The sequence below is a fragment of the Candidatus Binatia bacterium genome (assembly GCA_036504975.1).
Classification (GTDB): Bacteria; Desulfobacterota; Binatia; order UBA9968; family UBA9968; genus JAJPJQ01.
The window spans coordinates 1-10,490 of the sequence record DASXUF010000109.1 but is presented as its reverse complement, the minus strand read 5'-3'; the positions used below and the strand labels follow the sequence as shown (position 1 = coordinate 10,490).

At 59.6% G+C, this 10,490-nt stretch carries 12 protein-coding genes; all 12 read right to left on the bottom strand.

Annotation, left to right across the window (positions count from 1 at the left end; all coding sequences use genetic code 11):
- Positions 1-115: 115 nt before the first annotated feature.
- The 12 genes from VGL70_14745 to VGL70_14690 all read right to left on the bottom strand — a co-directional run bounded on the left by VGL70_14745 (position 116) and on the right by VGL70_14690 (position 10,285).
- On the bottom strand, positions 116-856 hold the full coding sequence (locus VGL70_14745) for a FadR/GntR family transcriptional regulator (protein ID HEY3304787.1): 741 nt from the start codon (positions 854-856) through the stop codon (positions 116-118).
- Positions 857-931: 75 nt separating this feature from the next.
- Positions 932-1,915 (bottom strand): tripartite tricarboxylate transporter substrate binding protein, encoded by a 984-nt coding sequence (locus VGL70_14740; protein ID HEY3304786.1) that lies wholly within the window; start codon positions 1,913-1,915, stop codon positions 932-934.
- Entirely contained in the window at positions 1,912-3,456 is a 1,545-nt protein-coding gene (locus VGL70_14735) for a tripartite tricarboxylate transporter permease (GenBank protein HEY3304785.1), read from the bottom strand. Before VGL70_14735 ends, VGL70_14740 begins: the two co-directional genes overlap by 4 nt.
- A 113-nt stretch (positions 3,457-3,569) precedes the next feature.
- Entirely contained in the window at positions 3,570-4,013 is a 444-nt protein-coding gene (locus tag VGL70_14730; GenBank protein HEY3304784.1) for a tripartite tricarboxylate transporter TctB family protein, read from the bottom strand.
- 54 nt (positions 4,014-4,067) lie between these two features.
- Positions 4,068-4,445, bottom strand: coding sequence for a DnaJ family domain-containing protein (locus tag VGL70_14725; protein HEY3304783.1), 378 nt, complete (start codon positions 4,443-4,445; stop codon positions 4,068-4,070).
- Positions 4,446-4,448: 3 nt separating this feature from the next.
- Entirely contained in the window at positions 4,449-5,738 is a 1,290-nt protein-coding gene (locus VGL70_14720) for an MFS transporter (GenBank protein ID HEY3304782.1), read from the bottom strand.
- Positions 5,731-6,708, bottom strand: a complete 978-nt coding sequence (locus tag VGL70_14715) for a DUF1152 domain-containing protein (GenBank protein HEY3304781.1) — start codon at positions 6,706-6,708, stop codon at positions 5,731-5,733. Before VGL70_14715 ends, VGL70_14720 begins: the two co-directional genes overlap by 8 nt.
- The gene (locus VGL70_14710) at positions 6,705-7,040 is read right to left on the bottom strand and encodes a DUF2442 domain-containing protein (protein ID HEY3304780.1); all 336 of its coding nucleotides are present in this window, start codon (positions 7,038-7,040) and stop codon (positions 6,705-6,707) included. Before VGL70_14710 ends, VGL70_14715 begins: the two co-directional genes overlap by 4 nt.
- Positions 6,995-7,255, bottom strand: coding sequence for a DUF4160 domain-containing protein (locus tag VGL70_14705; GenBank protein HEY3304779.1), 261 nt, complete (start codon positions 7,253-7,255; stop codon positions 6,995-6,997). The genes VGL70_14710 and VGL70_14705 overlap by 46 nt, the downstream gene beginning before the upstream one ends.
- A 123-nt stretch (positions 7,256-7,378) precedes the next feature.
- Complete coding sequence (locus tag VGL70_14700; GenBank protein ID HEY3304778.1) at positions 7,379-8,161, bottom strand: HEAT repeat domain-containing protein; 783 nt, start codon at positions 8,159-8,161, stop codon at positions 7,379-7,381.
- 24 nt (positions 8,162-8,185) lie between these two features.
- The gene (locus VGL70_14695; GenBank protein HEY3304777.1) at positions 8,186-9,121 is read right to left on the bottom strand and encodes an amidohydrolase family protein; all 936 of its coding nucleotides are present in this window, start codon (positions 9,119-9,121) and stop codon (positions 8,186-8,188) included.
- Positions 9,122-9,235: 114 nt separating this feature from the next.
- Positions 9,236-10,285: an amidohydrolase family protein gene (locus tag VGL70_14690; protein HEY3304776.1), complete on the bottom strand. Its 1,050-nt coding sequence runs from the start codon at positions 10,283-10,285 to the stop codon at positions 9,236-9,238.
- Positions 10,286-10,490: the final 205 nt, after the last annotated feature.

The window sequence follows — 10,490 nt, the reverse complement described above, 5'->3', positions numbered from 1 at the left end:
CCGTTGGAGAATGCCCGCTGGCCCATCCGGCTCGCGATCATGACGATATCGCTGCCGATCTTTTTGCCGAGGTTCTTCTGAAAGATGCCTCGATAGTTGACTTCCACTCGTTTGATCATGAAATCCTCCTCTCGTCTAAAGGGCTCTCGCTGTAACTCGTCTGGGGTTTTTTCGCTGAAAGCACGTTATCTTCCACGTTCTCGATATGGAGCAGCATCGCCTCGCGGGCTTTTTTCTGGTCATGCTCTTCGATGGCCGCGAGAATTTTTCGGTGGGATTCTATGGAGGCCTTGCGGCGCTCCGTCGTTTGCAGCGACTCTTCGCGGCTGTGGCTCAAGATGTCCATCAAGCCGGAAATAAGCTTTTCCAGCGCCTGGTTTTGCGTCGCGCGGCCGATCGCGAAATGGAGTTCCGCGTCGGCCTCGACGCCGGTCTCGCCGCGGCTCACCGCGTCTCTCTGCTTGTCGAGGATTTTTTTCATCCGCTCGACGTCTCTTTTGGTCGCGCGTTCAGCGGCGAGCGAGGCGATGTGAGGCTCGATCAGTTTGCGCAGCTCGAAGATATCCGACAGCGCGCTCTTCTCTTCGATCAGGAGCGTGGCGAGAGGGGCGACCAGAGACTCCACCGGCAGCTCAGCGACGAAGTTGCCGGCGCCGGTCCGGCTCACGATCAGTCCCTGAGTTTCCAACGCGCGCAGGGCCTCGCGCACGGAGGTCCGGCTCACTTTGAAGGTCTCGGCTAATTCTCTTTCGGAAGGAAGCTGATCGCGGGCTTTGAATTTGCCTTCGCGTATCAGCTCATGGATCTGGCTGACGACTTCCTCGTAGATGCGGGTTTTCTTGATGGCCTTGAGCATAGAAATGGGTCTAGCTGTCTACTGGTCAGACCAATATCAGCCGGCCCAATTCTTGTCAAGAGGGCCTATTTCGGGCTATTTCGGCTCCTCGATCCTACCGATCCGCTTGATCGCCTCGGCAAGCATCCTGGCGTCTTTTTCCCAGAATTTCTGAAATTCGGGCTGATCCATATACGCGATGGGAGTTTCCATCTTGGTCATGGCATCTTTGAAGTCCGCTTGCTGCACGGTCTGTCCCAGCGCGTCGCGAAGCTTCTTGAGGACAGGCTCGGGCGTGCCCTTCGGCGCGAACATGCCCGCCCAAATATAGAACTCGATGTCGTAGCCAAGCTCTTTAAATGTGGCGACGTCCGGCAGAGCCGCCACGCGTTTCGCACCCCAGCCTGCCAGCGGTCTGAGCTTCCCGCCTTTGATATGCGGGATCACTACGGCCGGCCCGGAGGCGAGCGCCTCCTGGTGGCCGCCGAGAACGGCAGTGAGGGCAGGACTCGCGCCGCCGTACGGGACGTGCTTCAACTTGATGCCGGCGGCGTGGCTCAGCATCTCCATCGCCATGTGCAGGGTTCCATAAATCCCGGAAGAGGAATAGGAGATTTGCTCCGGCCTCTTCTTGGCGTCCGCGACGAAGTCCTTGACGCTCTTCCACGGGCTGCTCGCCGGGACGACGAGAATCGTCGGGTCGGCGGAGATGAGCGCCAGCGGCACCAGTTGGTCGATGGTGTAGGCGGGCTTCCGGTCGAAGAGCTTATCGGCTTCGGGGATGATCGAGATGCTCGAAAGCGCCATCAGCAGCGTGTAGCCGTCCGGCTTGCTGTTGGCCACGAACGACATGCCGACCGCGCCGGCGGCGCCGGTCTTGTTGACGACGACTACGGGATTCTTGAGGATTTTTTCCATGGCGGCGGCGACAGGCCGCGCGGTCAGGTCGGCGACGCCTCCGGGCGGAAACGGCGCGACGATCGTGATCGGACGATTCGGAAAAGCGTCCTGCGCTGCGATTTGAGTGATGGGAATCACGACAACGCAAATACTCAGCATGACCAAGAGAGTCCGTTTCATTTCTCGTCCTCCTTTTCGGGTTCTGAACTTGAACTTAGGCCGAGGGCGCGGCGCCAATCCATGCCGCGCGTCAGCAACGGCAGCAAGCTGAGCGACAAAAGCGCGACACCACCCGCCAGCATCGTCGCCGCGATCGGCCGCTGGAAGAAAATAGCATAGCTACCCGACGACATGGCAAGCGACTGCCGGAAACTCATCTCCAGCATCGGCGCCAGCACTACGCCCAATACAATGGGCGCGGTCTCGAAATCAAACTTGCGCAGCACGTAACCGAGCGCTCCCATAACGAGCATGATCCAGACGTCCACCACGCTGCCGTTTACGGCGTACACCCCGAGCACGCAGAAAACGAGAATCGCGGGGTAGAGCAGCGGGTAGGGCACACGCAGAATGTTGACGAAGAGGCCGACCAAAGGAAGGTTCAGAATCAAAAGCACCAGGTTGCCGACGTACATGCTGGCGATAAACCCCCAGAAGAGCTGAGGCTGCTGCTGGATGAGCAGCGGGCCGGGGGAGATGCCGTGAACCATCAGCGCCGCGAGCATCACCGCCGGAATCGGCCCCGAAGGAACGCCGAGCGCGAGCATCGGCACAAATGCGCCCGAGGTGGCCGAGTTGTTGGCGGACTCGGGGCCGGCCACTCCCTCGATAGCGCCGTGGCCGAAGCGCTCGGGATGGCGCGAGATGCGCCGCTCCACGGCATACGAGACAAACGACGAGATGATATGGGCCGAGCCGGGAATGATGCCGATGAGAAAGCCGAGTACGGTTCCGCGCGCGATCGGCCACGTGGAGTCGCGCCATTCCTGGCGCGACGGCAGAAGATCGGCGAGTCTCGGTTTGATGACTTCCGGAGGCTTCTCCTGACCGGCCGTGAGGAGGATTTCCGAAAGGCCGAACAACCCGACGGCGACGGGAACGATGCCGATGCCGTCGCCCAGCTCGACCAAACCATAATGGAAGCGGAAGAAACCGGTCATCGGGTCGATGCCGATCATTCCTAAAAGAAGGCCGAGGCTCGCCATCGCCAACGCCTTAGTGATCGCGCCGCCGCTCATGTAAGCGAGTGCCAGCAGGCCGAGGAGCAGCAGAGCGAAATATTCGGGCGGACCGAAGCGCAACGCAAAGCTCGCCAGCGGCGGCGCCAACAACATCAGAGCCACGACGCTCGCCGTGCCGGCGACATAGGAGCCGACGGCCGCGATGGCCAGGGCCGGCCCGCCCCGCCCCAGGCGGGTCATGGCGTAGCCGTCGATGCAGGTCATCACGGAAGCGGCCTCGCCGGGAATGCGCATCAGGATGGAAGTCGTCGAGCCGCCGTACATCGCGCCGTAGTAGATGCCCGCCAGAAGGACGATCGCCGATGTCGCATCCATGCCGAAAGAGGCGGGGAGGAGCAGGCTGATGCCCGCGAGCGGGCCGATTCCCGGCAGCACGCCGACGAGAGTTCCGATCACGCAGCCGACGATCGCATACAGGAGGACGGTCGGCGAGAGAGCGACGGAAAAACCCACGTAGAGATTTTGCAAAGTCTCCAGCATGACGCGCTACGCTTCGTGCATCCCCCTCACCCTTCCCTCTCCTCCGCAACGGGGGAGAGGACTAAGGTGAGGGGGCCAACGGTGACGCTGCGGCTTCAATGGCTGACGATGCATCAAATTCTCCACGGTCCCAACGGCAAAGGGACGCGCAGAAGCGTGTAGAAGAGATAGAACGAACCGAAAGAGACGACGAACGCGAAAAGCGCCGTTGTCGTCCAGCCTTTTTTCTCGACGACTTTTAAGAGAAAGAACAGAACGAGCAAAACCGTGAGCCGGTAGCCCAACCGTTCCAGCGCCAGAGCGGAGAAGATACATGCGGCCAGGATGCCGAAAGCGTGCGGCAGCTCCTTCCACCGAAGAGATCGAAAGCCTTCCGCGCGGCCTCCGGTCGCCGCGATCACGATGCCAAAGATCACGAGCAGCAGCGCGAGCAAGAGCGGAAAAAAAGACGGGCCCGGCTGCCGCAGCGTGCCGAGTGGGAGCTTTCGGCTCTCCCAGACGACCGCAACGGCGAAAAGAGCGAGAGCGCCGCCGGCGACTCTGTCCTTGGTGAACATGGCGGAGGATTTGAGCTCGGCGTCAACTTATGGCCGGCGAGGCTTGATGTCAACTTACCGGCGGGAAAACCTGCGCGCGAGTTTGGCGCCGTAGTGACGCACCGTTTCCAGCGAGAAAGAGCCGCGCTTGAGAATGTCGAGATGAATGATCTTCCATTGAATGCTCTGCGCCAGAACCTTGCGCTCGTCTTCGTCCGCCACGTACTTCAACAAGTCTTCGAGCGTGTGGATCTCTTTCAGCAGCTCGGCCTCGGGCGGCAGCACGCGGGCGTTTTTAAGGACATGATAAGCGACGCGCAAATCTTCCGGCACCCAGCTCTGGTCGTCGAATTGCAGGGGTTTTCCCTTCCCCGGCAGGTCGTCGAACGCGCCGGCCCGCTGGGCCTCGAGAATTTTTTCCTCGACCACTCTCTGAAAGAAAGACCTCTCCATCTTTCAACCCTTCAACTCTGAGATCGTTCGACCCTCACCTTTGATCCTCTCCCTTCCAGGGAGAGGGAAGGGTGAGGGTTCCTCCTCCGGCGGCCTGACGTTGCGGAACATAAAATAGAATGTCGCATCGTGGATCAACTGCAGCCCGCCGCCGATCACCATCGGCACGCTGAGAGAGAACGCTTGCATGATATAGGCCGATATGCTCGGACTCACGGCCATGGGAACATAGCGCGAGAGGTTGGTGATGCCGGCGGCCGAGCCGCGCTCTTCCGCTTTCACGATGCCCATAACGAACGAACCTCTCAAAGGGCCGTCCATGTAGGCCACGAAGGAGCGAAATATGATCAGAATGGCGCCGACGAGAAACGTCGGCGCCAGCGGCATGACGAGATAGATCAGCGACGCGACTCCGTGAGAGAAAACCATGGTCCTGACCACGCCGATGCGACGCGCGATCGCCGGCGCGAGCAGGAACGAAAGGGCCGCGAGCAGGTAGGAGATAAAAAACATGAAGCCCAGCGCCTTCAGCTCGACGCCGAAGCGGAGATAGAACCAGTAGGCGACGAAAGGCCCGACCATGCCCGCCCCCAGATTGTCCACCATGCCGAGGAGCGAGAGCTTGGTGACGAACACGCCGGATTTTTTCGAGATCGTCGTCCTTTCCTTCTGTCGCGGGACATGCAGCTCGGTGATTTTCCCATAAGCGAAGATGAGCCCGAGGCTCAGCAGAATCGTCATGGCGAATAGCGGCTTGTACGACGGGATGGGCTGCCAGCCCCAACTTTCCTGTAGATACTGGGGCAGGCCGCTGGCCAGGGCGCCGAGCGATCCCAGCACCGAGCCGACAAAAGAGTTGGTCGAGAAGACGCGGTTTCTATTTTCCGGGCTGCACTTCTCGGCGAGCAGCGCCTGCTCCACGGGATTGAACGGGCCTCCGCCCTGGCCGCCGCCGCCGGTGCCGCCGGCGCCGATGTTCGTGACGATTACGGCGAGAAAAATAAAAAACAGTTGGCTGAAAAAAAGGTAAATCACGTTTGAGACGATCATGAGCGCGGCCAGCAGCATCAAAATTTTTCTGCGGCCGTAGCGGTCGGAGAGAAATCCCCAAACGACCGTCAGCAGCGCGCTGCTCACGTAGGCGGTGGAGATGACCAGGCCGATCGTGACGGTCGAGTAGCCGAGCTGGCTCAGATAGATCGCGAAGATGACGTTCAAGCAGGAAAAGGCGAAGGACCTCACTCCGCGGGAAGCCATGAGGATCCAGATATCCCGCTCAGCGCGCTCAAGCATGGGTTCGTCGGAAGTTTTCTCTCCGGGATTTTTCCCGCTCCAGGTCGAGCTCGGTCCTGATATCGATCGCATGGAGCGCGTCGTTCGCCTCTTCCAGAGACGAGCTGCCGGCGACGGCCCGAGCGGGCCGCGAGAGCGATCGATAGAGAATGCCCGACGACAGGAAAAAAGTCAGAGTCGTGAGCGGAGTGAGTTTTACTTTTCTTTGGTCTTGACGGATGTTCGTCTCGCCCCAGGCGCCGCGCGCGCATCGAACGGGGATCGCGCTGGCCTCGGTTGGAACGGTCCGGATCACTTGCTCGAGCTCGACAACGACTTCCGGCGTCAAAGCCCATCCGCCCAGCAATCCGCCCGCGCCGGCGACTATGGCGAGGGCTTGCTCGATCTCGTCCACGGTTAATTCTCCGTCACTTCCGTAACCGAAGACACCCCACAACGTGCGACGGCCAAGCTCTTCAAGTCGCGCGTATGCCGCAAGCATGATGGAGTCCGCCAGCGGGCTGCGCAGCCCGGGCTCTTTTCCCTGAGCAAGCGAGTCGCCGCCTACGTCGACGCCGACGAGCAGATCGGCCTTGTACTCATTGAGCGCGGCTTGCAAACCTTCGACCGCCCCTTTCACGCCGCCGTTGATGTCGATGAGCAAAATTTCCTCGCCGCGGAGAGCCGCCATTCTCGACTCGGCGAAATAAACTCCGGTCTTGGTTTTGCTCGCCGCGTTGGCGAGCCAGGCATGGCGATGGATTGGGCGCACCTCAACGACTTCATCGAGCGAACGCGGTCCGGGAACAGGATCGAAGACCGAGCGCTCCCAGGAGAGGCCGCCGAGATGGAATTTCAAACCGCAGAATTCGAGAAACCGCGCCGTCGCGAGCGCGCCGACCACGTCGCCGCCGCCGCCGACGCCGATCACGAGGGCGCGCGAGGAGGAGCGGATCAAATCTTCGAGAGAGACGGGGATTTTCGGTGTCAATCCAGAATCCAGACGCCGTGTTCGCGAATGGCGTCATACATCGCGTCCGGAGCGAGATCTGCGCCATTCGGCCACTGAATTGCGCCCAGCACAACTTGGGCTTGAGCAAACGTTGACGGATCGCGTAGGGCCTCGAAAACGGTCCCGTCAATCTTCGGATTACGGAGAAGCGAAAGCATGTGGACTTCGCCTGCCGTGCCATCGATAAAAGTCACACGCAAGCGGGCATCCGGCAACGAAGTTACGGATCTCACCCGCCAGGGGACGGTATGTTCTATGTTTGGTTCTACTTCAGGGGTTCGATTGGTTTTGGGGTCTGCAGACGGCTGCATAGATTCCAGTCCTCCATTAGCTCATTGCGATGAGCGGCGGCCCATTCCAATACTAACGCCATTGCTGTACGCGGCAAAGAGCCCCGGATGACGCTAAGGTTTCGCAGGTCAATCAGCGCTTCGTGCTCGGCATAGAGAGCATGAAAGTGGGGCGGCGCATGATCCTGCCAGAACATTTGAATCACTATACCATAGAATACGCTGATCGTCGGCATGGGAATTAGGGGATTAAAGGTTTGAGGCAAGCGGGGCGGTGGAGTCTATCCGGAGCTATTCCAACAAGTATTCTCGTCTGTCATCGCCGGTGCTCCGCACTGCGGCTTCACTCGGATGCCATTCTATTGCTGCTTGGCATCCTCCAAAAGATCCGCCGCCGCCTCCTTTACGTCCGAGTTAGGGTCGTTCAAGGCCTTACGCAGCGAGTCGAGGTCGCCGCGCTCGGCCAAAGCTTCGAGGACTTCGACTCGAAACTGCGGATCGGGATCGTTCAAACCTCGTCGCAAGGCCTGGTTGACGTTGGCCCCCTCTTTGTCCGCCAGCGCGTCGAGCGCCGCCGATTTTACCTCGGCGTTTTGATCCGTCAGCATTTTGCCCAATTCATCGACGCTTTTGGGATCTTCCGATTGCTCCAACACTTCGATCGTCGCAAGTTTGCCATCAACAGCGCTGTCCCTGGCGGTCTTGCGCTCGGCTTCCACCGGCTTCTTGCCCTTGCCTTGGATACCCCCGGTGAAGTTTCCTCCGTCGCCCAGCCGCCCGCCGGAACCTCTGGCGATCGGAGTTCCGGGGGGCACGATCACGACCCGCGACAAACCCGTTTTGGAATAAAAAAATGCGAAATTGAGGCCCTGCAAAATCTCTCCAAGAGCACGACCGGGGAGAGCGTTTTTGACGTCGAGTGAAACACTCTTCTCCGCCGCTTTGGGGTCCTTGAGCTCGATCTCGATGCCGCCTTTGCCGCCGATTTCCTCGAGCAGGTCCTTAAGCAACACGTCCTCGGCTTTTATGCTCACGCGGCCGTTGCGGAATTCGACCTCCGGCTTGTTATTGACGGTCTCCACCTGCTCGCCGGCGCTTGCGAGAAAAAAAACCGGCAGCAGCGCCAAGACTAGAATATTCATAGATCCCCAAAGCATCGGTTGGTATCAGAGGCCTAGGAGATTCCGCGAAGTGCGTTCGGTAATCGCTTTGATGCGCGCCGGATCGGGTTGATCTTCGATAACCGGCAGCGCCTTTTCCAGCGCGCCGAGGCCGCCGCAGTAGTCGGAGCCGAAAACGATCCGATTTTCTCCCAGTGTATCGAGGAGAAATCTGAGCGTGCGCGGGTCCACGCCGGCGGTGTCGATCCAAAAGTGCTCGAGTAAAATATCCGAGTAACACTGTTCGCCCTTGGGTCCTTTGTGCTTCCAAAATAGACGGTGAAGGAGGAGCGGGAGCCCGCCGCCGCCGGTCCTGATGACGATCTTCAAGTCCGGATGTCGATCGAAGAGTCCGCTGGCGATCATGCGCACGGCGCACTCGCACACCGCGGCGTCGGCGATGACGCTGTAGACGACGCCGGCGCCTTCGTCTTCCAGCCGCTTGAGAGTCGGATCGTTCGCCGCGGTCGCGCCGTGAAGAAAGATGGGAAGCTTCAATTCGGAGATCCTCTGAAACAGCGGCTCCGCCTCCGGCGAGTCCAACATGAATTGGCCGTCCGTTTTCGGATAAAGCAATATTGCGCGAAAGCCTTTGCCCGCGTTGCGCTCCATCTCTCGGATAGAACCGGCAACGTCTTTCAAGGAAACCGTCATCACGCCAAAAAGGCGGTCGCGGTGTGGCGCGATCCGATCCGCGATGACGTCGTTGGACTTCCGCGCGATCGCCATCGCCTGCTCCGCGGGGAAGCGATCGGCGTAAATCCCCGCGCCCTGGCAGATGAGCTGAACGTCGATGCCGGCGCTGTCCAGCTCGCGGACGCGCGCAGCGAAGTCAGGCGAGTCATACTTGTCGGCGTACGGCGCCTTGCCAGTGAGCCTGACAAAATCCTCGGCAAGCTCCGGCGGCGTATGGTGCGAGTGCCAATCGATCAACGAAGCCATAGCTTTATGACTCGCGCAAAGGCGCAAAGGCCGCCAAGGTTCGGAGAACTAAGTAAGAAGAACCTTTCTTTGCGTGCTTGGCGTCTTGGCGCGATAAAATGTTTTGCACCACGGTTACGCCGGAGGAATCTCCAAGTTATACAGCTTCGCTACGTTCGTGCACACGAGCTTCGCGCGCTTCTCCGCCGGAAGGTAACCCAGGTCGCGCTGTATCACTTTGCGCGAGTTGGGCCAGGTCGAGTTTTCGTGCGGAAAATCGTTCGACCACATGCAGTTGTCCGCCCCCCACCAATCCAGGCAGCGCCCGCCGACCGAGTCGTTGAAGAATGTGGCGTAAACCTGGCGCTTGAAGTATTCGCTCGGGTCCTGGTTGATGGGCGGTGGATTGCGATCGCGGAAGCGTCGGTAGTAGTAATCCCACTGCTGCAAGAGGAACGGCAGCCAACCGATCTCGGCCTCGACGACGACGATCTTGAGCTTGGGATGACGGTCAAGGATGCCGTAGAAAATCAATTCGAACAGCGCGTTGGCGTTGTCGAGGAGCTTCAAGTTGACGCTGCCGCGATAGTGCTCCACGCCTTTCCGGCGATTGGGATCTTTGAAATAGCTGTGGCCCGTTAGAATGTGCAGGCTGATCGGCATCTCCAGCTCCTCGGCGGCGGCCCAGAACTTGTCGTAGTGGCTCGAATGGAAGGGCAGGTCGGGATGCGGCACCTGCCAGATCGTGACTCCCTTCAAGCCTTCTTTCTTGCAGCGGACCATCTCTTTCAATCCGTAATCCGCGTCGTATAGAGAGATCGCGGCGCTTCCTACCAGACGCTTAGGCGCGACTTTACAGTAGTCGATCAGCCAGTCGTTGTAGACGCGAAAGCAGGCTTCCTGCATGCGGGCGTCGTCGAGGGCGAAGAGGCTCAAGGCGAGCGTTGGATAGAGGACCTCCGCAGAAAGGCCGTCCGTTTCCATCTCTTTGATGCGCGCGTTCGGGTCCTGGCCGCCCGGATGTCGTTGAAAACTTTGGCCGACGGGAATGGGTTCGAAATGGGGCGCGGTCTCCCGCATTGATTCCGGCACGCGCTTCTCCCATAAGTCGTGCGGCTCCATTACATGGGAGTCGGCGGAGATCAAAATTTCATGGCCATTGCCGGCGCTTGTGCTCTCTTGCATGACAGACTCCTTAGTATTCCTCAGTATTCCTCCCATTTTCTCCGCCACCTCACTACCTGGAAACTAGTCCACGGAGCGAAGGCTGTCAATCACTTGCGGCGAACGCCTTCGGATTGATCACGTTGACCGGGTTTCCGTCCATGAAGCTTAGAATATTTTCCATCGCGTGCTGGTAACGTTCGGTCAGGGTCTCCACCGTCGCGTA

What these genes read in the sequence shown, in the direction of transcription:
- VGL70_14725 (HEY3304783.1), bottom strand. Translation starts at nt 4,445, where the DNA reads ATGGAGAGGTCTTTCTTTCAGAGAGTGGTCGAGGAAAAAATTCTCGAG.
- VGL70_14710 (HEY3304780.1), bottom strand. Translation starts at nt 7,040, where the DNA reads ATGCAGCCGTCTGCAGACCCCAAAACCAATCGAACCCCTGAAGTAGAA.
- VGL70_14720 (HEY3304782.1), bottom strand. Translation starts at nt 5,738, where the DNA reads ATGCTTGAGCGCGCTGAGCGGGATATCTGGATCCTCATGGCTTCCCGC.
- VGL70_14695 (HEY3304777.1), bottom strand. Translation starts at nt 9,121, where the DNA reads ATGGCTTCGTTGATCGATTGGCACTCGCACCATACGCCGCCGGAGCTT.
- VGL70_14730 (HEY3304784.1), bottom strand. Translation starts at nt 4,013, where the DNA reads ATGTTCACCAAGGACAGAGTCGCCGGCGGCGCTCTCGCTCTTTTCGCC.
- VGL70_14735 (HEY3304785.1), bottom strand. Translation starts at nt 3,456, where the DNA reads ATGCTGGAGACTTTGCAAAATCTCTACGTGGGTTTTTCCGTCGCTCTC.
- VGL70_14740 (HEY3304786.1), bottom strand. Translation starts at nt 1,915, where the DNA reads ATGAAACGGACTCTCTTGGTCATGCTGAGTATTTGCGTTGTCGTGATT.
- VGL70_14745 (HEY3304787.1), bottom strand. Translation starts at nt 856, where the DNA reads ATGCTCAAGGCCATCAAGAAAACCCGCATCTACGAGGAAGTCGTCAGC.
- VGL70_14690 (HEY3304776.1), bottom strand. Translation starts at nt 10,285, where the DNA reads ATGCAAGAGAGCACAAGCGCCGGCAATGGCCATGAAATTTTGATCTCC.
- VGL70_14700 (HEY3304778.1), bottom strand. Translation starts at nt 8,161, where the DNA reads ATGAATATTCTAGTCTTGGCGCTGCTGCCGGTTTTTTTTCTCGCAAGC.
- VGL70_14705 (HEY3304779.1), bottom strand. Translation starts at nt 7,255, where the DNA reads ATGCCGACGATCAGCGTATTCTATGGTATAGTGATTCAAATGTTCTGG.